Source organism: Stenotrophomonas sp. YJH_SMC_17 (assembly GCF_059371655.1).
On record NZ_JCAFUU010000002.1, the window covers coordinates 495,708 to 518,165 of the forward strand.

19 protein-coding genes and 3 tRNA genes are annotated in these 22,458 nt (G+C 64.7%); all 22 read left to right on the plus strand.

What is annotated here, in order from left to right; all coding sequences use genetic code 11:
- Positions 1-418 precede the first annotated feature (418 nt).
- Complete coding sequence (tpiA, locus tag AC5P8Z_RS07260; protein ID WP_295565113.1) at positions 419-1,174, plus strand: triose-phosphate isomerase; 756 nt, start codon at positions 419-421, stop codon at positions 1,172-1,174.
- A gap of 31 nt (positions 1,175-1,205) precedes the next feature.
- Positions 1,206-1,643: a preprotein translocase subunit SecG gene (secG, locus tag AC5P8Z_RS07265; protein ID WP_075076296.1), complete on the plus strand. Its 438-nt coding sequence runs from the start codon at positions 1,206-1,208 to the stop codon at positions 1,641-1,643.
- Positions 1,644-1,694: 51 nt separating this feature from the next.
- Positions 1,695-1,779: transfer RNA gene (locus AC5P8Z_RS07270), tRNA-Leu, on the plus strand.
- A gap of 111 nt (positions 1,780-1,890) precedes the next feature.
- Positions 1,891-2,247, plus strand: coding sequence for an NADH-quinone oxidoreductase subunit A (locus AC5P8Z_RS07275; RefSeq protein WP_005414075.1), 357 nt, complete (start codon positions 1,891-1,893; stop codon positions 2,245-2,247).
- Entirely contained in the window at positions 2,238-2,792 is a 555-nt protein-coding gene (locus tag AC5P8Z_RS07280) for a NuoB/complex I 20 kDa subunit family protein (RefSeq protein ID WP_005410463.1), read from the plus strand. Before AC5P8Z_RS07275 ends, AC5P8Z_RS07280 begins: the two co-directional genes overlap by 10 nt.
- A gap of 33 nt (positions 2,793-2,825) precedes the next feature.
- Positions 2,826-3,575 (plus strand): NADH-quinone oxidoreductase subunit C, encoded by a 750-nt coding sequence (locus tag AC5P8Z_RS07285; protein WP_005410462.1) that lies wholly within the window; start codon positions 2,826-2,828, stop codon positions 3,573-3,575.
- Positions 3,572-4,879, plus strand: a complete 1,308-nt coding sequence (locus tag AC5P8Z_RS07290; protein ID WP_286069231.1) for an NADH-quinone oxidoreductase subunit D — start codon at positions 3,572-3,574, stop codon at positions 4,877-4,879. Before AC5P8Z_RS07285 ends, AC5P8Z_RS07290 begins: the two co-directional genes overlap by 4 nt.
- Before the next feature lie 97 nt (positions 4,880-4,976).
- Positions 4,977-5,504, plus strand: a complete 528-nt coding sequence (gene nuoE, locus AC5P8Z_RS07295) for an NADH-quinone oxidoreductase subunit NuoE (RefSeq protein WP_005410460.1) — start codon at positions 4,977-4,979, stop codon at positions 5,502-5,504.
- A gap of 4 nt (positions 5,505-5,508) precedes the next feature.
- Entirely contained in the window at positions 5,509-6,849 is a 1,341-nt protein-coding gene (nuoF, locus tag AC5P8Z_RS07300; RefSeq protein ID WP_014647866.1) for an NADH-quinone oxidoreductase subunit NuoF, read from the plus strand.
- A complete protein-coding gene (gene nuoG, locus AC5P8Z_RS07305) occupies positions 6,846-9,080 on the plus strand; it encodes an NADH-quinone oxidoreductase subunit NuoG (protein ID WP_286069228.1) in 2,235 nt (744 codons plus the stop codon). The genes nuoF and nuoG overlap by 4 nt, the downstream gene beginning before the upstream one ends.
- Positions 9,077-10,171: an NADH-quinone oxidoreductase subunit NuoH gene (gene nuoH / locus AC5P8Z_RS07310; RefSeq protein WP_014037948.1), complete on the plus strand. Its 1,095-nt coding sequence runs from the start codon at positions 9,077-9,079 to the stop codon at positions 10,169-10,171. The genes nuoG and nuoH overlap by 4 nt, the downstream gene beginning before the upstream one ends.
- A gap of 3 nt (positions 10,172-10,174) precedes the next feature.
- Entirely contained in the window at positions 10,175-10,663 is a 489-nt protein-coding gene (gene nuoI / locus AC5P8Z_RS07315) for an NADH-quinone oxidoreductase subunit NuoI (protein WP_005410456.1), read from the plus strand.
- A 9-nt stretch (positions 10,664-10,672) separates the two neighbouring features.
- Positions 10,673-11,332, plus strand: a complete 660-nt coding sequence (locus tag AC5P8Z_RS07320; protein ID WP_286069226.1) for an NADH-quinone oxidoreductase subunit J — start codon at positions 10,673-10,675, stop codon at positions 11,330-11,332.
- Entirely contained in the window at positions 11,329-11,634 is a 306-nt protein-coding gene (gene nuoK / locus AC5P8Z_RS07325) for an NADH-quinone oxidoreductase subunit NuoK (RefSeq protein ID WP_005417921.1), read from the plus strand. The genes AC5P8Z_RS07320 and nuoK overlap by 4 nt, the downstream gene beginning before the upstream one ends.
- Positions 11,635-11,641: 7 nt before the next feature.
- Entirely contained in the window at positions 11,642-13,810 is a 2,169-nt protein-coding gene (gene nuoL / locus AC5P8Z_RS07330; RefSeq protein ID WP_295565109.1) for an NADH-quinone oxidoreductase subunit L, read from the plus strand.
- Between the two features lie 23 nt (positions 13,811-13,833).
- Positions 13,834-15,342: an NADH-quinone oxidoreductase subunit M gene (locus tag AC5P8Z_RS07335; protein WP_005410452.1), complete on the plus strand. Its 1,509-nt coding sequence runs from the start codon at positions 13,834-13,836 to the stop codon at positions 15,340-15,342.
- A 15-nt stretch (positions 15,343-15,357) separates the two neighbouring features.
- On the plus strand, positions 15,358-16,818 hold the full coding sequence (gene nuoN, locus AC5P8Z_RS07340) for an NADH-quinone oxidoreductase subunit NuoN (protein ID WP_005410451.1): 1,461 nt from the start codon (positions 15,358-15,360) through the stop codon (positions 16,816-16,818).
- 127 nt (positions 16,819-16,945) lie between these two features.
- Positions 16,946-17,022, plus strand: a tRNA-Met gene (locus AC5P8Z_RS07345).
- Between the two features lie 82 nt (positions 17,023-17,104).
- Positions 17,105-17,181: transfer RNA gene (locus AC5P8Z_RS07350), tRNA-Met, on the plus strand.
- A gap of 365 nt (positions 17,182-17,546) precedes the next feature.
- Positions 17,547-18,137: a ribosome maturation factor RimP gene (rimP, locus tag AC5P8Z_RS07355; protein ID WP_005410450.1), complete on the plus strand. Its 591-nt coding sequence runs from the start codon at positions 17,547-17,549 to the stop codon at positions 18,135-18,137.
- A 4-nt stretch (positions 18,138-18,141) separates the two neighbouring features.
- On the plus strand, positions 18,142-19,653 hold the full coding sequence (gene nusA, locus AC5P8Z_RS07360) for a transcription termination factor NusA (protein ID WP_006458580.1): 1,512 nt from the start codon (positions 18,142-18,144) through the stop codon (positions 19,651-19,653).
- A gap of 92 nt (positions 19,654-19,745) precedes the next feature.
- On the plus strand, positions 19,746-22,388 hold the full coding sequence (gene infB / locus AC5P8Z_RS07365) for a translation initiation factor IF-2 (RefSeq protein ID WP_286069221.1): 2,643 nt from the start codon (positions 19,746-19,748) through the stop codon (positions 22,386-22,388).
- Positions 22,389-22,458: the final 70 nt, after the last annotated feature.

The following is a 22,458-nucleotide window of genomic DNA, read 5'->3' on the forward strand; positions in this document are numbered from 1 at the left end:
GAGATCTGTCAGATCGAAGTGGGGTAGGGGGCAGATCCCTTTTCCTCAGGAAAAGGGATCTGCCCCCGGCAGCTACCCGCAATGCCGCTTTTGCTTTTGATCTTCTTTTTCTTTCCGTGGCGGGCGGAACCGCCGGAATGTGTCAAAGGCCGGGCGGGTAGGGCTGCGCAGGGGCGTGAGCCGCATGGATGCGGCGATCGAGCTTACATGGACGTACTTGCAGCGCCCCCTGCGCAGCCCTACCCGCCCGGCCAAGCCCATCAACCCAACCGGGCTCTCCGCGATCAACCCCACCCAGCCGGCCCGCCACGAGGGGCTGCGCCGTTGGCTGAAAATCCATGTAACCGCTTACACGGAAACGGATTTTTGCCGTAACGGGTATCATGACCGGCTGACTTCACACAGGAGCCACCCGCTCATGCGCCGCAAGATCGTCGCCGGAAACTGGAAGCTGCATGGCAGCCGTCAATTCGCCAATGAACTGCTGGGGCAGGTGGCCGCCGGGCTGCCGCTGGACGGGGTGGACGTGGTGATCCTGCCGCCGCTGCCGTACCTGGGCGAGCTGGTCGAGGACTTTGGTGACACCGGCCTGGTGTTCGGTGCCCAGGACGTCAGCAGCAACGAGAAGGGCGCCTATACCGGTGAGGTCTGCGCCGCGATGCTGCATGAGGTCGGGGCCCGCTATGGCCTGGTCGGCCACTCCGAGCGCCGCCAGTACCACCATGAAAGCAGCGAGCTGGTCGCGCGCAAGTTCGCCGCGGCCCTGCATGCCGGCCTGGTGCCGGTGCTGTGCGTGGGCGAGACTCTGGAACAGCGCGAGGCAGGTCAGACCGAGGCGGTCATCGCCGGCCAGTTGGCCCCGGTGTTGGCCCTGGTCGGGGGCGAGGGCTTCGCCAATGCCGTGGTTGCGTACGAGCCGGTCTGGGCCATCGGTACCGGCAAGACCGCCAGCAAGGAGCAGGCGCAGCAGGTGCACGCGTTCATCCGTGGCGAAGTCGCGCGTATCGATGCTAGAATCGCTGATTCACTGCCCATTCTTTACGGCGGTAGCGTGAAGCCCGACAATGCCGGGGAACTGTTCGCGCAGCCGGATGTCGATGGTGGGCTGGTCGGCGGCGCCTCCCTGGTGGCCGCGGACTTCCTGGCCATCGCAGGGGCGGCGGCCGCGAACTAATCCTAGAAGTATTGTCCGAGGGCGGTTTCCAATGCTGATGTTGATCCTCAATGTCGTCTACGTGCTGGTCGCTGTGGCCATGATCGCGCTGATCCTGATGCAGCGTGGCTCGGGTGCGGCGGCGGGTTCGGGCTTTGGCGCCGGTGCCTCGGGCACGGTGTTCGGTGCGCGCGGCGCCTCGAACTTCCTGTCCAAGTCGACCAAGTGGCTGGCGGTCGTGTTCTTCGGCATCAGCCTCTTCATGGCCTGGTATGCCGGTCACGGCACCCGCCCGGCGGCCGACCAGGATCTGGGTCTGATGTCCGCTCCAGCGGCGTCCGCCCCGGCGGCTCCGGCGGGTGAACTGCCGGCCGTTCCGAAGGCCGATGCGGTCCCGGCCGCCCCGGTTCCGGCCGCCAATGTGCCGGCTCAGGCGGAATCTTCGGTTTCTGGTGAAGAAAAGCCTTCGGAAGGCTCCCAGAAACACTGAAGCCGGTTACAATACGCGGCGCATCGGGAAGATAGTCTGATGTGATCGTTTGCCCAGGTGGCGGAATTGGTAGACGCACTACCTTGAGGTGGTAGCGACTTAGGTCGTAGGGGTTCGAGTCCCCTCTTGGGCACCATTTGTAAGTAAAGCGGGTTCGCCTGGCGCGCAAGGCGCCGGGTAGATTCCCGTCCACTCCCCCATGCCAAAGCGCCTGCAGGCGCAGCGGCAGAGGCAAGAGAGAATCGCTGTGCTGGCCGAATATTTGCCGTCTCTGCTGTTTCTGATCGTTGCCACCGGTATCGGCATTACGCTGATGCTGGTTGGTCGATTCCTCGGTCCCCGCCGCCCCGATCTGGAAAAGCTGTCGCCGTATGAGTGCGGCTTCGAAGCCTTCGAAGACGCGCGCATGAAGTTCGACGTGCGCTACTACCTGATCGCGATCCAGTTCATCGTCTTCGACCTGGAAATCATCTTCATCGTGCCGTGGACCCAGGTCTTCATGGAACTGGGCGCCCGTTCGCTCGTCACCATGGGCCTGTTCGTCGGCATGCTGTTCCTCGGTTTCATTTACGTCTGGAAGAAGGGAGCGCTGGAATGGGAGTGATTCAGACTCTCGATGGCCTCATGAACAACCCCACGCCGGAAGGCCGGGTTGATGACATCCTGCGGCCGGAGGGCGACAACCCGCTGCTGGAAAAGGGCTTCGTCACCACCAGCGTCGACGCACTGCTGAACTGGGCGCGCACCGGCTCGATGTGGCCGATGACCTTCGGCCTGGCCTGCTGCGCGGTCGAGATGATGCACGCCGGCGCCGCGCGCCTGGACCTTGACCGCTACGGCGTGGTGTTCCGCCCGTCGCCGCGTCAGTCCGACGTGATGATCGTGGCCGGTACCCTGGTCAACAAGATGGCCCCGGCGCTGCGCAAGGTCTACGACCAGATGCCGGACCCGAAGTGGGTCATCTCGATGGGCAGCTGCGCCAACGGTGGCGGCTACTACCATTACTCCTATTCTGTCGTGCGCGGCTGTGATCGCGTGGTGCCGGTGGACGTCTACGTCCCGGGCTGCCCGCCGACCGCCGAGGCGCTGGTGTACGGGATCCTGCAGCTGCAGAAGAAGATCTGGCGTACACAGACCATCGCCCGCTGACCCTTCCACACTACAAGAGCGCGCCAAGCCCCCATGGCAGAGCAAGCATCCTTCATCGACCGACTCTCCGCACGTTTCGCTGGTGCGAAGGTCATCGTGGTCGAACCCCGCGGCGAAGTGACGCTGGAGGTGCCTGCCGCCGAGTGGCATGCCACCGCGCTGGCGCTGCGTGACGAGTTTGGTTTCGAGCAGGCCGTGGATCTCTGCGGCGTCGACTACCTTGGCTATGGCTCCGACGAATGGGACACCGCCGACGTGTCCTCGCAGGGCTTCAGCCGCGGTGTCGAAGGCAAGGCCCAGGGCCGTTTCGCGTGGGGCGAGTTCCCCACCGAGGAAAACGGTGCCGACGGCGCCCGCCCGCAGCACATGCCGACCCAGCGTTTCGCCGTGGTCGCCCAGCTGCGTTCGTACCAGCACAACCTGATGATGCACCTGCGCTGCTTCGCCCCTGACGAAGCACTGCCGGTGGTGTCCTCGCTGACCGGCATCTGGCCGGGCCTGAACTGGTTCGAGCGCGAAGCGTTCGACCTGTATGGCGTGATCTTCGAAGGCCACCCGGACCTGCGCCGGATCCTGACCGACTACGGTTTCGTCGGCCATCCGTTCCGCAAGGACTTCCCGCTGATCGGCAATGTCGAAGTCCGCTACGACGAAGAAAAGAAGCGCGTGATCTACGAACCGGTCACCTCGGTGGAGCCGCGTGTCGGCGTGCCGCGCGTGATCCGTGACGACGCCCGTCTGCAGACCGCAGAAGGCGAGCGCGCGCAGGAGGCAGTGAAGTGAGCGAGTTCCACCAGGCCCGCGAAGCGTTCGCGAGCAATCCGGCCGAAGCACGGCAGGAAATCCGCAACTACACCATGAACTTCGGCCCGCAGCATCCGGCCGCGCACGGCGTGCTGCGCCTGATCCTGGAAATGGACGGCGAAACCATCATGCGCGCCGACCCGCACGTGGGTCTGCTGCACCGTGGTACCGAGAAGCTGGCCGAGTCCAAGCCGTTCAACCAGTCGATCGGCTACATGGATCGCCTGGACTACGTGTCGATGATGTGCAACGAGCACGCCTACGTGCGCGCGATCGAGACCCTGATGGGCATCGAGGCGCCGGAGCGTGCGCAGTACATCCGCACCATGTACGACGAAATCACCCGTATCCTCAACCACCTGATGTGGCTGGGCTCCAACGCCCTCGACCTGGGTGCGATGGCGGTGATGCTGTACGCCTTCCGCGAGCGCGAAGAGCTGATGGACTGCTATGAAGCGGTCTCCGGCGCGCGCATGCACGCGGCGTACTACCGTCCGGGCGGTGTCTACCGCGACCTGCCGGACCACATGCCGAAGTACAAGGAATCGCGCTGGCACAAGGGCAAGGCGCTGAAGCAGCTCAATGCTTCGCGCGAAGGTTCGCTGCTGGACTTCCTGGAAAACTTCACCGTCGAGTTCCCCAAGCGCATCGACGAATACGAAACCCTGCTGACCGACAACCGCATCTGGAAGCAGCGTACCGTCGGCATCGGCGTGGTCACTCCGGAACTGGCTCACCAGTGGGGCATGACCGGCGTGATGCTGCGCGGCTCGGGCGTTGCCTGGGACCTGCGCAAGAAGCGTCCGTACGCCAAGTACGATGCCGTCGATTTCGACATCCCGCTGGGCAAGGAAGGCGACTGCTACGACCGTTACCTGGTCCGCGTTGCCGAAATGCGCGAATCCAACCGCATCATCAAGCAGTGCGTGGCGTGGCTGAAGGCCAACCCGGGCCCGGTGATGGTGAAGAACTTCAAGGTCGCTCCGCCCAGGCGCGAGGACATGAAGGACGACATGGAAGCGCTGATCCACCACTTCAAGCTGTTCAGCGAAGGCTACTGCGTGCCGGCCGGCGAGACCTACTCGGCGGTGGAAGCCCCGAAGGGCGAGTTCGGCTGCTACCTGGTCTCCGATGGCGCCAACAAGCCCTTCCGCGTGCACCTGCGCGCACCGGGCTTCGCCCACCTGTCCTCGATCGATTCGATCGTGCGCGGCCACATGCTGGCCGACGTGGTGGCGATGATCGGTACCTACGACCTGGTGTTCGGCGAGGTTGACCGGTAATGCCGTCCGCCACGCCAACGCCCGCTGCAGGCAGCCGGCGCAAGCCGGCGCCGCAGTTTCTGGAATTTCACGTTATGCATTTCGCTGAGGTCGGCCGATGAAGGCGACAGGTAATTTCGAGGCGGCGCGCGACGTCGACCCGATGGTGGTGCTGAGCGACAAGACCCGCGCTCACATCGATCACTGGCTGTCCAAGTTCCCGCCGGACCGCAAGCGCTCTGCCGTGCTGCAGGGCCTGCATGCGGCCCAGGAGCAGAACCAGGGCTGGCTGACCGACGAACTGATCGCCGGCGTGGCCAAGTACCTGGACCTGCCGCCGGTGTGGGCCTACGAGGTGGCCAGCTTCTACTCGATGTTCGAGACCGAGAAGGTGGGTCGCAACAACGTGGCCATCTGCACCAACATCAGCTGCTGGCTCAATGGCGCGGAGGACATCGTGCGCCATTGCGAGAAGAAGCTGGGCATCAAGCACGGTGAATCGACCCCGGACGGCCGCGTCTACCTCAAGCGCGAGGAAGAGTGCCTGGCCGGCTGCGGTGGCGCGCCGATGATGGTCATCAACGGTCACTACCATGAGCGTCTGACCCTGGAAAAGGTCGACGAGCTGCTGGACGGGCTGGAGTAAGGGCATGGCACATCACCACGAATCCAAGGGTCCGGTCGGCCCCGCGCCGCTGCCGCACCAGGTGGTCTACACCACCCTGCATTACGACACCCCGTGGTCGTACGAAAGCTACCTGAAGACCGGTGGCTACGCCGCCCTGCGCAAGATCCTCGAAGAGAAGATCCCGCCGGAGCAGGTCATCGAGATGGTCAAGGCCTCGGGCCTGCGCGGCCGCGGCGGCGCGGGCTTCCCGACCGGCCTGAAGTGGTCCTTCATGCCCAAGGGCAACATGCAGAAGTACATCCTCTGCAACTCGGACGAATCCGAGCCGGGCACCTGCAAGGACCGTGACATCCTGCGCTACAACCCGCATTCGGTGGTGGAAGGCATGGCGATCGCCTGCTACGCCACCGGTTCGACCGTGGGCTACAACTACCTGCGCGGTGAGTTCCACCACGAGCCGTTCGAGCACTTCGAGCAGGCCCTGGCCGACGCCTATGCAAACGGCTGGCTGGGCAAGAACATCCTCGGCAGCGGCGTGGACATCGACATCTACGGCGCGCTGGGCGCTGGCGCCTACATCTGCGGCGAAGAAACCGCGCTGATGGAATCGCTGGAAGGCAAGAAGGGCCAGCCGCGCTACAAGCCGCCGTTCCCGGCCAACTTCGGCCTGTACGGCAAGCCGTCGACGATCAACAACACCGAAACCTATGGTTCGGTGCCGGCGATCATCCGCAACGGCCCGGAGTGGTTCAAGGGCCTGAGCCTGACCGCCAACGGCGGTCCGAAGTGCTTCTCGGTGTCCGGCTGCGTGCAGAACGGCGGCAACTTCGAAGTGCCGCTCGGCACCAAATTCCACGACCTGCTGGAAATGGCCGGTGGCCTGCGTCCGGGCCGCACGCTGAAGGGCGCGATCCCGGGCGGCGTGTCGATGCCGGTGCTGACCGCGGCCGAGCTGGAGGACCTGCCGATGGACTACGACACCATTCGTGCACTGGGCTCCGGCCTGGGTTCGGGCGCGATCGTGGTGCTCGACGACAGCGTCTGCTGCGTCAAGTTCGCCTGCCGCATCAGCCAGTTCTTTCACAAGGAATCCTGTGGCCAGTGCACCCCGTGCCGTGAAGGCACCGGCTGGATGCACCGCGTGCTGGAGCGCATCGTCGCCGGCAAGGCCACGATGGAAGACCTGCACCAGCTGAAGGCGGTGGCCGGCCAGATCGAAGGCCACACCATCTGTGCGTTCGGCGAAGCGGCTGCATGGCCCATCCAGGGCTTCCTGCGCCAGTTCTGGGACGAGTTCGAGTACTACATCGTCAACGGTCATTCGATGGTTGACGGCAAGAAGGTGGAGGCAGCCGCTGCATGAGCGCGCAACCCGTAAATCCGAGCGTCCCACCCGATCACGTCACCATCGAGATCGATGGCAAGTCGCTGGTCGTGCCCAAGGGCTCGATGATCATCCAGGCCGCCGACAAGGCCGGCATCTCCATTCCGCGCTTCTGCTACCACGAGAAGCTGCCGATCGCCGCCAACTGCCGCATGTGCCTGGTGGACGTGGAGAAGTCGCCGAAGCCGGCGCCGGCCTGCGCCACGCCGGTGATGGATGGCATGAAGGTCGCCACCCGCAGCGAGAAGGCACTGAAGTTCCAGCGCTCGGTGATGGAGTTCCTGCTCATCAACCACCCGCTGGACTGCCCGATCTGCGATCAGGGCGGCGAGTGCGAGCTGCAGGACGTGTCGCTGGGCTATGGCCGTTCGGTCAGCCGCTTCAACGAGCGCAAGCGCGTGGTGCCGGACGAGGACATGGGCCCGCTGGTCGCCACCGAGATGACCCGCTGCATCCAGTGCACCCGCTGCGTCCGCTTCACCGCCGACGTTGCCGGTACCTACGAGCTGGGTGGCATGTACCGCGGTGAGAACCTGCAGATCGGTACCTTCGACGGCAAGCCGCTGACCACCGAGCTGTCCGGCAACGTCGTCGACGTCTGCCCGGTCGGTGCGCTGACCAACAAGGTGTTCCAGTTCCGCGCCCGCCCGTGGGAACTGACCGCGCGCGAGTCGCTGGGTTACCACGACGCGATGGGTTCGAACCTGTTCCTGCACGTGCGTCGCGGCGAAGTGCTGCGCACCGTGCCGCGCGACAATGAAGCGGTGAACGAGTGCTGGCTGTCCGACCGTGACCGCTACTCGCACCAAGGCCTGTACAGCGAAGACCGTGCGGTCAAGCCGCTGCGTAAGGTCAATGGCGAGTGGAAGGAAGTGAGCTGGGCCGAAGGCCTGGCCGCAGCCGCCGAAATCCTCAAGGCGAACCAGGGCGACAACCTGGGCGTGCTGGTGCATCCGTCCACCTCGAACGAGGAGGGCGCGTTGCTGTCGCGCCTGGCCAAGGGCCTGGGCTCGACCAACATCGACCACCGCATCAACAACCGCGATTTCTCCGACGCCGCCACCGCCGAAGTGTTCGGCCTGCCGCTGGCGGAGATCGAAGGCGCCGACCGCATCGTCGTTCTGGGCAGCAACATCCGCCACGAACTGCCGCTGCTGCACGCCCGTCTGCGCAAGGCGCAGACCACCAAGGGCGCGAAGATCCACGTCATCAACCCGGTTGATTTCGACTTCGCCTTCGGCATCGCCGGCAAGCAGATCGTCGCGCCGTCGAAGTTCGTCGACGCACTGGCCAACGCCGAGCTACGTTCGGCCGTACAGGGCGGCAGCAACACCGTGCTGATCGTCGGTGGCATCGCCGAGAACCACCCGCAGGCTGCCGCGATCCGCGCCGCTGCGCGTGATTTCGCTGCCGCCACCGGTGCCAAGCTGTGCCGCATCCCGCAGGGCGCCAATGCCGTGGGCCTGACCCGCGCCGGCGTGCTGCCGGCCGGCAAGGACGTGGCCGCCATGCTGGCGCAGCCGCGCCAGGCCTACGTGGTGTACGGCCTGGAGCCGGGCCTGGACTTCGCCGACGCCCCCGCCGCGCGCAAGGCGCTGGCCGGTGCCCAGGTGGTGGCCTTCAGCCAGTTCGCCTGCGTGTCCACCCGCGACGTTGCCGACGTGATCCTGCCGATCGGTGCGCTGCCGGAAATCGATGCCACCCTGACCAACCTCGATGGTCGCGAGCAGTCGGCCCGTGCCGGCGGCAAGCTGCCGGGCGAGGCCCGTGAAGGCTGGCGCGTGCTGCGCGCACTGGGCGGCGACATGGCGCTGGCCGGTTTCGACTTCACCGACCTGGCCGGCCTGCGTGCCAGCCTGGCCCCGGTGTCGGTCGACGTCGCCGCTTCGGCGCAGCCGGCGGTTGCCGGTGAAGGCCTCGAAGTGGCTTCGACCGCCGCGATCTACCGCACCGATGCGGTGGTCCGTCGCGCCCCGGCGCTGCAGTCGCATCCGCTCAACAACGCCCCGCGCATCGTGCTGAACGCTGAAGATGCCGCTCGCCTGCAGCTGCAGGAAGGGCAGATGGCCAAGGTCGGCACCGATGCCGGCAAGGCCACCCTGCCGGTGGTGGTCGACGCCCGCGTCGCTGCGGGTTCGGTCTGGATTGAATCGGGCCACGGCGCGACCGCGCCGCTGGGTGCCGCTCGCGTATCGGTGGTGGCTGCATGAACGAATTGCTGTTGAACGCGGTCGACCCGCTGCACCAGTGGCTGCTGGGCCTCGGTGACATCGGCGCGCTGATCTGGATCATCCTGAAGATCCTGGTGATCGCCGTTCCGGTGATCATCTCGGTGGCCTTCTACGTGGTCTGGGAACGCAAGCTGATCGGCTGGATGCACGTCCGCCACGGCCCGATGTACGTGGGCATGGGCATCTTCCAGGCCTTCGCCGACGTCTTCAAGCTGCTGTTCAAGGAAGTGGTCCAGCCGAGCAGCGCCAACAAGGCGATCTATCTGCTCGCCCCGCTGATCACCCTGGCCCCGGCCTTCGCGGCCTGGTCGGTGGTGCCCTTCGATTCGCAGATCGTGCTGTCCAACGCCAACGCCGGCCTGCTGTACCTGCTGGCGATGACCTCGCTGGGCATCTACGGCATCATCCTGGCCGGTTGGGCATCCAACTCGAAGTATGCGTTCCTGGGTGCGATGCGCGCCTCGGCGCAGATGATCAGCTACGAAATCGCCATGGGCTTCGCCCTGGTCGGCGTGATGATCGCCTCGGGCAGCCTGAACCTGAGCAACATCGTGATGGCGCAGGCCGGCAGTTCCGGCTTCTTCGACTGGTTCCTGCTGCCGCTGTTCCCGCTGTTCGTCATCTACTGGGTGTCGGGCGTGGCTGAAACCAACCGCGCGCCGTTCGACGTGGTGGAAGGCGAGTCGGAAATCGTCGCCGGCCACATGGTCGAGTACTCCGGCGGTGCCTTCGCCCTGTTCTTCCTGGCCGAATACGCGAACATGATCCTGATCAGCTTCCTGATCTCGATCTTCTTCCTCGGCGGCTGGCTGAGCCCGGTCCAGGGCTGGGTCAACTTCGGCGATGTCTCGCCGCTGGTCGACTGGATCTGGAAGGGCGGTGCACCGTGGCTGTTCGTCAAGGTGTTCTTCTTCGCCAGTGCCTACATCTGGTTCCGTGCCAGCTTCCCGCGCTTCCGCTATGACCAGATCATGCGCCTGGGCTGGAAGGTCTTCATCCCGCTGGCCATTCTGTGGATCGCGGTTACCGCCGTCATGGTGTTCTTCGGCGTGATTCAAAAGGGCGTCTAAGTGATGAACAGGATTACCCATTACTTCAAGAGCCTGCTGCTGCTCGAACTGCTGGCCGGCCTTTGGCTGACGCTGAAGTACAGCTTCAAGCCGAAGTACACGATGATGTACCCGATGGAGAAGTTCCCGCAGTCGCCGCGCTTCCGTGGCCTGCACGCACTGCGCCGTTATCCCAACGGCGAAGAGCGCTGCATTGCCTGCAAGCTGTGCGAAGCGGTGTGCCCGGCCCTGGCCATCACCATCGACTCGGCCAAGCGCGAGGACGGCACCCGCCGTACCACCCGCTACGACATCGACCTGTTCAAGTGCATCTTCTGCGGCTTCTGCGAAGAAAGCTGCCCGGTGGACTCGATCGTCGAAACCCACATCCTCGAGTACCACTTCGAGAACCGTGGCGAAAACATCGTTACCAAGCCGCAGCTGCTGGCCCTTGGCGATCGTCTCGAAAACGAGATCGCCGAGCGTCGTGCCGCCGATGCCGCTTACCGCTGAGGTCGAGAGATGGATTGGGTAAATATCGCTTTCTGGGTGTTCGCCATCGCGGCAACGGTTTCGGCCGGTGCGGTGATCAGCGTGCGCAACCCGGTGCACGCCGTGCTGTGCCTGGTGCTGACCTTCTTCTCCATTGCCTGCGTGTGGCTGCTGGTGGGCGCCGAGTTCCTTGGCGTGGCGCTGGTGCTGGTCTACGTCGGCGCGGTGATGGTGCTGTTCCTGTTCGTGGTGATGATGCTGGACATCGACCCCACCAAGATGCGTGAAGGCTGGGTGCGCTACCTGCCGGTCGGCCTGATCGTGGCCGTGGCGATGCTGGTGCAGATGCTGATCCTGATCGGCGTGAAGGGCAGGGCGGTCAATCCGTTCCCGGCCGACAACGCCGCCGCGATCGCCGCCGACACCTCCAACATCACCTGGCTGGCGCGCACGCTGTTCACCGAATACCTGCTGCCGTTCGAGTTCGCCGCCGTCATCCTGACCGTGGCCGTGGTCGCCGCCGTGATGCTGACCCTGCGTCGCCGCACCGGCGTGAAGAGCCAGAACCCGGGCGAGCAGACCATGGTCAAGGCCGACCAGCGCCTGCGCATGGTCAAGATGGATGCCGAACAGCCGGTGATCCACAGCAACACCACTCCGGCCGCGGGCGAAGAGGAGACCAAGGCATGATCACTCTGGGCCACATCCTCGCGCTGGGCGCGGTGCTGTTCGCCATCAGCCTGGCCGGCATCTTCCTCAACCGGAAGAACGTCATCGTCCTGCTGATGTCGATCGAACTGATGCTGCTGTCGGTGAACATCAACTTCGTCGGCTTCTCGCGTCAGCTGGGCGATCCGTCCGGCCAGCTGTTCGTGTTCTTCATCCTGACCGTCGCCGCCGCGGAAGCCGCCATCGGCCTGGCGATCCTGGTGACCCTGTTCCGTACCCGCCGCACGATCAATGTCGGCGAAGTCGATTCGTTGAAGGGCTGATCCACAGATGGAAATCACTCTCTCCAAGAGTCTGTTGATCGCAGTGGTGCTTGCACCGCTGTTCGGCAGCATCATCGCCGGCCTGTTCGGTCGCCAGGTCAAGCGCTTCGGCGCGCAGACCATCACCATCCTCGGCGTCGCGGTAGCCTGCGGCCTGTCGATGTACACGTTCTACCAGCTGATGTGGGGCGGCGCGCAGCCGTTCAACCAGAACATCTATACGTTCTTCGAGGTTGGCCAGTACTCGGCCCACGTCGGCTTCATGGTCGACAAGCTGACCGCGATGATGATGGTGGTGGTGACCTTCGTGTCGCTGCTGGTCCACATCTACACGATCGGCTACATGCAGGACGACCCGGGCTACCAGCGGTTCTTCAGCTACATTTCGCTGTTCACCTTCTCGATGCTCACGCTGGTGATGAGCAACAACTTCCTGCAGCTGTTCTTCGGCTGGGAAGCGGTGGGCCTGGTGTCGTACTTGCTGATCGGCTTCTGGTTCAAGCGCCCGACCGCGATCTTCGCCAACATGAAGGCGTTCCTGGTCAACCGCGTCGGCGACTTCGGCTTCCTGCTGGGCATCGCCGGCGTGCTGTGGGTGTTCGGTACCCTGGATTACTCGCAGGTGTTCTCGCAGGCGGGCATGCTGGCTGACCCGCGCGCCCAGCTGCAGATCTGGGACGGCACGATCCTGGGCATGCAGCTGCTGAACGAGCCGGTGATCTGGTCGATCGCCACCGTCATCTGCATCTGTCTGTTCATCGGCGCCATGGGCAAGTCGGCCCAGGTCCCGCTGCATGTGTGGCTGCCGGACTCGATGGAAGGCCCGACCCCGATCTCGGCACTGATCCACGCCGCGACGATGGTGACCGCCGGTATCTTCATGGTCACCCGCATGTCGCCGCTGTTCGAGCTGTCGCAGACCGCGCTGAACTTCGTGCTGTTCATCGGTGCCACCACCGCGTTCTTCACCGGCCTGATCGGCATCGTGCAGAACGACATCAAGCGCGTTGTCGCGTACTCCACGCTGTCGCAGCTGGGCTACATGACCGTCGCCCTGGGCGTGTCGGCCTACTCGGCCGCCGTGTTCCACCTGATGACCCACGCCTTTTTCAAGGCCCTGCTGTTCCTGGGCGCCGGCTCGGTCATCATCGCGATGCACCACGAGCAGGACATGCGCAAGATGGGCGGCCTGCGCAAGTACATGCCGATCACCTTCATCACCATGTGGATCGGTACGCTGGCCCTGGTCGGTACGCCGTTCTTCTCCGGCTTCTACTCGAAGGACACCATCATCGAGGCGGCCGAGATCCACGCCCACATGCAGAACAGCTGGGTGGCCACCTATGGCTACTGGGCGGTGCTGGGTGGCGTGCTGGTGACCAGCTTCTACAGCTTCCGCCTGCTGTTCATGACCTTCCATGGCAAGGAACGCTTCCGCGATGCGCATGACGATCATGGTCATGACGATCATCACGCCGCCGACGCGCACCATGCCGACGCCCACCACGGCGATGCCCATGACGACCACGGCCATGGCCACGGTCCGCATGAGCCGCACGAAACGCCGTGGGTGGTGACCCTGCCGCTGATCCTGCTGGCCATCCCGTCGATCGCCATCGGTTTCTTCAGCATCGGTCCGATGCTGCATGGCACCGACTGGGCTGGCAACCATGCGCACGAGGCGATCAAGGGCCAGGCACAGACGTTCTTCACCGGCATCGTCGACTTCTACGATCCGGCCAAGAACACCGTCGCGTTCCTGGGTGAAGAGTTCCATGGTCCGGTCGCGTTCGCGCTGCACGGCATGATGCTGCCGCCGTTCTGGCTGACCCTGGCGGGCTTCCTGCTGGCCGCGCTGTTCTACCTGTGGAAGCCGGACCTGTCGGGCAAGGCGCGCAAGACCTTCGCCCCGATCGTTTCGGTGCTGGAAAACAAGTACGGCTTCGACAAGCTGTGGATCGATGGCTTTGCCGGCGGCAGCGTCAAGCTGGGCAAGGTCTCGCGCTGGATCGACAGCAACATCGTCGACGGCGTGGTCAATCTCTCGGCACGTGTTGTGGACGTTGCAGCCGGCGTGCTGCGTCGTACCCAATCCGGTTTCCTCTATCACTACGCCTTCGCGATGATCATCGGCCTGATTGCCCTGCTGGGCGTGCTGATGCATTACCTGCGTTGATGACCTGTACGGAATAAGAAGACGTGTCGAACTGGCCTCTACTCAGTGTCCTCATCTGGCTGCCGATCATCGGTGGTGCCCTGATCCTTGCGATCCGTGATGCGCAGACCGCCCGCTGGGCGTCGCTGGGCGTCGCGGTGCTCACCTTCGTTGCAAGCCTCTCGCTGCTGAGCGGCTACAACGCGGGCATCGACGGCCTGCAGTTCGTCGAGACCCATGCCTGGATCCCGGCGTACAAGATCGGCTACAACCTGGGCGTGGACGGCATTGCCGTGGCGCTGATCCTGCTGACCACCCTGGTCAGCGTGCTTGCCCTGATCGGCGCCTGGAGCGCCATCGACAAGCGCGTGAACCAGTACGTGGCGGCCTTCCTGATCCTGGAAGGTGTCACCGTCGGCATCTTCGCTGCGACGGACGCGATGCTGTTCTACGTGTTCTTCGAAGCCATGCTGATCCCGATGTTCCTGATCATCGGTGTCTGGGGCGGCCCGCGCCGCATCTACGCGGCACTGAAGTTCTTCCTGTACACCTTCCTCGGCTCGGTGCTGATGCTGGTGGCGCTGATCTACCTGTACATGAAGGGCGGCAGCTTCCAGCTGGCCGACCTGTACGCGCTGCCGCTGTCGGCCAAGGAACAGACCTGGATCTTCTTCGCCTTCCTGATCGCCTTCGCGGTCAAGGTGCCGATGTTCCCGGTGCACACCTGGCTGCCGGATGCGCACGTCGAAGCACCGACCGCCGGTTCGGTGATCCTGGCCGCCATCGCCCTGAAGATCGGTGGCTACGGCTTCCTGCGCTTCAACCTGCCGATCGTCCCGGACGCGTCGCAGGAATGGGCCTGGCTGGTGATCGCGCTGTCGCTGATCGCGGTGATCTACGTCGGCCTGGTCGCCCTGGTGCAGGACGACATGAAGAAGCTGATCGCCTATTCGTCGATCGCGCACATGGGCTTCGTCACCCTGGGCACCTTCATCGCCCTGTGGCTGGTGCGCGAAGCCGGCAACGCCGATGCTGCCCGCCTGGGCCTGCAGGGCGCCATGGTGCAGATGATCTCGCACGGCTTCGTGTCCGGTGCGATGTTCTCCTGCGTCGGCGTGCTGTACGACCGCATGCACAGCCGCCGCATCGCCGATTACGGCGGCGTGGTCAACGTGATGCCGTGGTTCGCCACCTTCGCCATGCTGTTCTTCATGGCCAATGCCGGCCTGCCGGGCACCAGCGGTTTCGTCGGTGAGTTCATGGTCATCCTGTCGGCCTTCCAGCGTAATCCGTGGATCGCACTGGGCGCGGCCACCACCCTGATCATCGGTGCCGCGTACACCCTGTGGCTGTACAAGCGCATCTTCTTCGGCGAAGTGGCCAACAGCCACGTGGCCGAACTGAAGGACATCAACGGCCGCGAATGGCTGGTGCTGGGCGTGTTCGCCATCGGCGTGCTGGCGCTGGGCATCTACCCCAAGCCGCTGACCGACCTGATGGAGCCCTCGATCGCGAAGCTGGCGATGCAGATCGCATCCAGCAAGCTGCTGTAATTCCAGGATTTGATGATGACCACCTCGCCGCTGCTGCCATTGACCGCCGCTGACCTGCCACCGCTCGCTCCCGAGCTGGTGCTGATCGGCAGCGCCTTCGCCCTGATGATCCTCGACCTGTTCGTCAGCAACCGGAACAAGATCGTCACCCACCTGTTCTCGCTCGCTGCGCTGGCCGTGGTGCTGTTCATGCTGGCCACCGGCGTGGGCGGGCAGGGCGAGGTCTTCCATGGCATGTTCGTACGCGATACCGCCGCGGACGTGATGAAGACCGGGATCGTGCTGCTCAGCGGCCTGACCCTGGTCTATGGCTGGCGTTACCTGCGTGACCGCAACCTGTTCCAGGGCGAGATCCCGGTACTGATCCTGTTCGGCACCGCCGGCATGATGATCCTGGTATCGGCCGGCAGCCTGCTGATGGTCTACCTGGGCCTGGAACTGCTGGCGCTGTGCTCCTACGCCCTAGTCGCCAGCAACCGCGAGAACGGCCTGGCCTCGGAAGCGGCGATGAAGTACATCGTGCTGGGTTCGCTGGCCTCGGGCCTGCTGCTGTACGGCATGTCGCTGATCTACGGCGCCACCGGCAGCCTGCACCTGGACGTCATCCGTGACGCCATCCCGCACTCGGAAGAGCGCGTGCTGCTGATCACCGGTGCGGTGTTCATGATCGCCGGTGTTGCCTTCAAGCTGGGTGCCGCGCCGTTCCACATGTGGCTGCCGGACGTGTACCAGGGTGCTCCGGCACCGATCGCGCTGTTCATCAGCTCGGCGCCGAAGCTGGCCGCTTTCGGCATGGCCTACCGCCTGCTGGAGATGGGCGTCGGTCCGCTGTCGACCGAACTGCAGCTGCTGATCGCCGGCCTGGCCGCGGTCTCGCTGGTCATCGGCAACCTGATGGCCATCGCGCAGAGCAACCTCAAGCGCATGCTGGCGTTCTCCACCGTCTCGCACATCGGCTTCCTGCTGATGGGCATCGCCGGTGGTGGCGCGCAGGGCTATGCCGCAGCGCTTTTCTACGCACTGGCCTACGCCATCATGTCCACCGCCGCCTTCGGCGCGATCATCGCGTTGTCGCGTGCCGGCTTTGAAGCCGAGAACATCGAGGACTTCAAGGGCCTCAATGCCCGCAACCCGTGGATGGCCGGCCTGGTGCTCTGCATCATGGCGTCGCTGGCCGGCATCCCGCCGTTCCTGGGCTTCTGGACCAAGCTGGCGGTGCTGGGCGCGGCCGTCAATGGCGGCCTGCTGTGGCTGGCCATCCTCGGCGTGCTGTGCGCCGTGGTCGGCTGCTTCTACTACCTGCGCGTCATCAAGGTCATGTACTTCGATGAGCCGGTGGGCGAGGCCATGCCGCGCAGCAACGACCGCGTGCTGGGCCTGGTGCTGGGCGTGAACGCGCTGGCGCTGCTGGCGCTCGGCCTGGCCTGGAACCCGATCATGGTCTGGTGCCAGCAGGCATTTGCGCATCTTGCATAAAAGTTGACACAAAGCTGCGTGATTCGTGTAATATGCGCAGCCTGAGTTGTCACTGCAGCGGTTCAGCCAGAACATCGTTGCGGTAGCCCTCCTCGAAAGAGCGGGGCAGCAGTTCAAACACTTCCGGTGCGGGGTGGAGCAGTCTGGCAGCTCGTCGGGCTCATAACCCGAAGGTCGCAGGTTCAAATCCTGCCCCCGCTACCAACATCGAACCGGCGCCAACCGGTCTGATGAATGAGGGAAAGCTTGCATGTTTTGAAGTTATCGCTCATAATTCCGCTCCTGATGCGGGGTGGAGCAGTCTGGCAGCTCGTCGGGCTCATAACCCGAAGGTCGCAGGTTCAAATCCTGCCCCCGCTACCAAGTAAAGAGATCGCCTTCGAAGTCCTGCTTCGAGGGCGTTTTTCTTTGGGTTATGCGTCGTTTCCGTCCGATCGGGGTCAGCCCCCTTTCCTGCGGAAAGGGGGCTGACCGCCGGCCCCGCACCTTGCACCAGCGCGGTGCAGCCGCTATCATCAGCGACCTAGCAGTACCCCTGAAGGCGGCCTCCCGGCGGGAGTCCGGACCCGGAAGGAGGGCCGCAACCGGCAGGCACTGCAGGTTGCAACCGGAATCCAGTCACCGGAGTCTTTCCGGAAAAGGGGCCCAGCGGGCCCTTTGTCGTTTCCGGGGCGTCATGTTTTCACGCCGGCCAAGGCCGGCACCCAACCAAGAGATCAAGGCAGGCTGTGAGCGACAAGGCAACCGACATCGCGAATCTGCTCGCCCCGACCGTTGTGTCGCTGGGCCTGGAGCTGCTGGGCGTTGAGTATCTGCCGGCCCCCGGCGGTGCGACCCTGCGCCTTTACATCGACGTGCCGCTGGCTGAACAGCCCGAGCGCATCATCAATGTCGACGACTGCGAGCGGGTCAGCCGCGAAGTGTCGGCGCAGCTGGACGTCGAGGACCCGATCAGCGGCAACTACACGCTGGAAGTGTCCTCGCCGGGCGTGGATCGCCCGCTTTTCAACCTGGAGCAGTTCGCCCGCCACCAGGGTGAATCGGCCAAGGTCACGCTGAAGCTGCCGCAGGACAACCGTCGTCGCCTGCAGGGCCGTATCGAGGCGACCGACGAGGCCGCTGGCACCATCACCTTCATCGTCGACAAGACCGAAGTGGTGGTGTCGGCCGACAACATCGACAAGGCACGGATCATGCCCGACTGGGTGGCGCTGGGGCTGGCCCCGAGCAAGCCGACCGGTCCGGCACCGAAGCGTCCGAAGCCGAACACGAATTCTTCTTCCAACGAGCCGGCGGCAAAGAAGCCGCGCGCGGAGTGAGCCAATGAGCAAGGAACTGTTGCTGGTAGTCGACGCGGTCGCCAACGAGAAGGGCGTGCCGCGTGAAGTGATCTTCGATGCCATCGAGGCCGCCCTGGCCTCGGCAGCGAAGAAGCGCTATCCCGACGAGGAAGTGCTGACCCGCGTGGTCATCGACCACAAGGATGGCAGCTACGAAACCTACCGCCGCTGGGAAGTGGTGGCCGATGACGTGGTCATGGAGTCGCCGGATCGCCAGATCCGCCTGATGGACGCCGTCGATGAAGCCGAAGGCGTGGACGTCGGCGACTACATCGAAGAGCAGATCGAGAACCCGGACTTCGGCCGCATCGCTGCCCAGGCCGCCAAGCAGGTCATCGTCCAGCGCGTGCGCGAAGCCGAGCGCCAGCAGGTCGTGGATGCGTGGAAGGATCGCGTGGGTGAGCTGATCACCGGCGTGGTCAAGCGCGCAGAGCGCGGCAACATCTACGTCGACCTCGGTGGCAACGCCGAAGGTTTCATTCCGAAGGACAAGGGCATTCCGCGCGACGTGCTGCGCGCCGGTGACCGCGTGCGCGGCTACCTGGCCGAAGTGCGTTCGGAACCGCGTGGCCCGCAGCTGTTCATCAGCCGCGCCGCCCCGGAATTCATGATCGAGCTGTTCAAGCTGGAAGTGCCGGAAGTCGGCCAGGGCCTGGTGGAAATCAAGGCCTGTGCCCGCGATCCGGGCGACCGCGCCAAGATCGCCGTGCTCGCCCACGACCAGCGCACCGATCCGATCGGCGCCTGCATCGGCATGCGCGGTTCGCGCGTGCAGGCCGTGTCCAACGAGCTCAATGGCGAGCGCGTGGACATCGTGCTGTGGAACGACAACCCGGCCAACTTCGTCATCAACGCGATGGCACCGGCCGAAGTGCAGTCGATCATCGTCGATGAAGACAAGCACTCGATGGACCTGGCTGTCGCTGAAGATCGCCTGGCCCAGGCGATCGGCAAGGGCGGCCAGAACGTGCGCCTGGCCAGCCGCCTGACCGGCTGGCAGCTCAACGTGATGACCCAGGACCAGGTCACCGCCAAGTCGGAAGCCGAGCAGGCGTCGGCCCGCCAGCTGTTCATGGACAAGCTGGAAGTGGACGAAGAGATCGCCGGCATCCTGGTCAGCGAAGGCTTCGGCACCGTCGAGGAAATCGCTTATGTCCCGGTCGGCGAACTGCTGGCCGTGGAAGGTTTCGACGAAGACATCGTCGAAGAGCTGCGCGCTCGTGCCCGCGATGCGCTGCTCAATGAGGCCCTGGCAGTCGAAGAAGGCCTTGAAGACGGCCAGCCGGCGCAGGACCTGCTGTCCCTGAAGGGCATGGACGAAGCCACCGCGTATGCGCTGGCCGGCCACGGCGTGCGTACCAGCGAGGACCTGTCCGACCTGGCCGCCGACGAGGTCATGGACTTCGGCATCGAAGGACTGGATCAGGCGCGCGCCGCTGCGCTGATCCTGGCCGCCCGTGCCGAAGAGATCGCCCGACTGGAACGCGGCGAATGAGCCGGCAATGAACAGGGCCCTGAGCCGCTCAGGGCGTAGAATCCGCGCCTCCTCCAGATGCGGGGGGGCGCCCACAAGATCATAGGATCCGAATGTCGCAGCAAACCACCATCCGCAAGCTTGCCGAACTGGTCAACACGCCGGTCGAAAAACTGCTGGAACAGCTGGCCGGTGCCGGCATGAAGTTCAGCGGCCCCGACCAGGTCGTGACCAGCTCCGAGAAGGTGAAGCTCCTGGGCTTCCTTCGTCGTTCGCACGGCAAGCCCGAGCAGGCCCCGGAAGAGACCGATCAGTCTGCAAAGAAGATCACGCTCAACCGCCGGAAGCAGCAGGAAGTGACGGTCAATTCCGGTCGCAGCAAGACGACCGTGAATGTCGAGGTGCGCCAGAAGCGCACCTACGTCAAGGATGGTGCGCGCGCCATGACGCCGGACGAAGAGCGCGCCGACATCCTGCGCAAGCTGGAAGAGTCGCGCGCCCGCAACCTCGCCGAACAGCAGGCCCTGGCCGAGAAGGATCGTCTGCGCGACGAAGCCATCGTCCGTGCCCGTGAGGAAGAGATTGCGGCCAAGGAGCGCGCAGAGGCCGAGAAGAAGGCTGCCGAGGAAGCTGCGGCCGCCGCAAAGGCTGCCGAGGCACTGGCTGCCACCAAGCCCAAGCGTGCCCCGATCGATGAAACCGCGCCGCGTCCGCCGCGCACGCCGGCCGCTGCTCCGGCTGCGCCGCGCAGTGCGCCGCCGCCGCGCAACGACGACCGCAACAACCGCAGCGCGCCGCGCAACGAGCGTGGCCCGGGCGACCGTTTCGCCGGCCAGATGCACCTGTCGGCTGCCGACCGCGCGCGTCGTGGCAACAGCAACAACAGCAACACCCGGGGTCGTCCGGGTGGCCGCAACCAGGCCGGTGGCCGTCGCGACATGTCGCGCGGCGGCAACAATGCCGGTCCGCACGCCTTCGAGCGCCCGACCGCACCGGTCGTGCGTGAAGTGGCGATCGGCGACACGATCACCGTGGCCGACCTGGCGCAGAAGCTCGCGCTGAAGGGCGGCGAGGTGGTCAAGGCGCTGTTCAAGATGGGCGTGATGGCCACCATCACCCAGTCCATTGACCATGACACCGCCGCGCTGGTGACCGAGGAACTCGGCCACAAGGCGATCCGTGCCAATGACAACGATGCCGAAGACGCACTGCTGGCCTCGACCGGTGAAAACCAGGGCGAAGCCACCCAGCGTCCGCCGGTGGTCACCATCATGGGCCACGTCGACCACGGCAAGACCTCGCTGCTGGATTACATCCGCCGTACCAAGGTCGCCACTGGCGAAGCCGGCGGCATTACCCAGCACATCGGTGCCTACCACGTGGATACGCCGAAGGGCGTGATCAGCTTCCTGGATACCCCGGGCCATGCTGCCTTCACCTCGATGCGTGCCCGCGGTGCCAAGCTGACCGACATCGTGGTGCTGGTCGTGGCCGCCGATGACGGCGTCATGCCGCAGACCAAGGAAGCGATCCAGCACGCCCGTTCGGCGGGTGTGCCGCTGATCGTGGCGATCAACAAGATCGACAAGTCTGACGCCGACCCGATGCGGGTCAAGAACGAACTGCTGTCCGAGCAGGTCGTGGCCGAAGACTTCGGTGGTGACACCCAGATGGTGGAGATCTCGGCCAAGACCGGCCTGGGCATCGACGACCTGCTGGACGCCATCTCGATCCAGGCCGAACTGCTGGAACTGAAGGCCGTCGACGAAGGCCGCGCCTCGGGCGTGGTGATCGAATCGTCGCTGGACAAGGGCCGCGGCCCGGTCGCGACCGTGCTGGTGCAGCAGGGTCGTCTGAAGAAGGGCGACTACCTGGTGTGCGGCATCCAGTACGGCCGCGTGCGTGCGCTGTTCGACGAAACCGGCAAGCAGCCGGAGTTCGCCGGCCCGTCCATCCCGGTGCAGGTCCTGGGCCTGTCCGGCGTGCCGGAAGCCGGTGACGACTTCGTGGTCGTCGAGGACGAGCGCCTGGCCAAGGACGTTGCCCAGCAGCGTGAGACCAAGCGCCGTGAATCGCGCCTGGTGGCCACTGCGGGCAGCCGCATGGAAGACATCATGGCGACCCTGGGCAAGGGCGAGGGCCAGCAGGTCCTCAACCTGGTCATCAAGGCCGACGTGCAGGGTTCGGTGCAGGCCCTGAGCCAGGCACTGGTCGCGCTGTCCAACGACGACATCCGCATCAACGTGATCCACTCCGGCGTGGGCGGCATCACCGAATCGGACGCCAACTCGGCGGCCGCTTCGAAGGCCACCGTCATCGGCTTCAACGTGCGTGCGGATGCTTCGGCCCGTCGCATCATCGAATCCAATGGTGTGGACCTGCGTTACTTCTCGATCATCTATGACGTGATCGACCAGGTGAAGCAGGTGGCCTCCGGTCTGCTGGGCGTGGAGATCCGCGAAGAGATCATCGGTATCGCCGAGGTCCGCGACGTCTTCCGCAGCTCCAAGCTGGGTGCGGTTGCCGGCTCGATGGTCATCGAGGGCGTGGTCAAGCGCAACAAGCCGATCCGCGTGCTGCGCGACAGCGTGGTGATCTTCGAGGGCGAGCTGGAATCGCTGCGCCGCTTCAAGGAAAACGTCGAGGAAGTCCGCAACGGTACCGAATGCGGTATCGCGGTGAAGGCCTACAACGACGTCAAGCCGGGTGACCAGATCGAGTGCTTCGAGCGTATCGAAGTGCCGCGCACCCTGTAATGCTGCAAGGGGCCGGTCCTCGCGGACCGGTCCGCCACCCTGGTGGGGCCCGACCTTGGTCGGGCCGCCT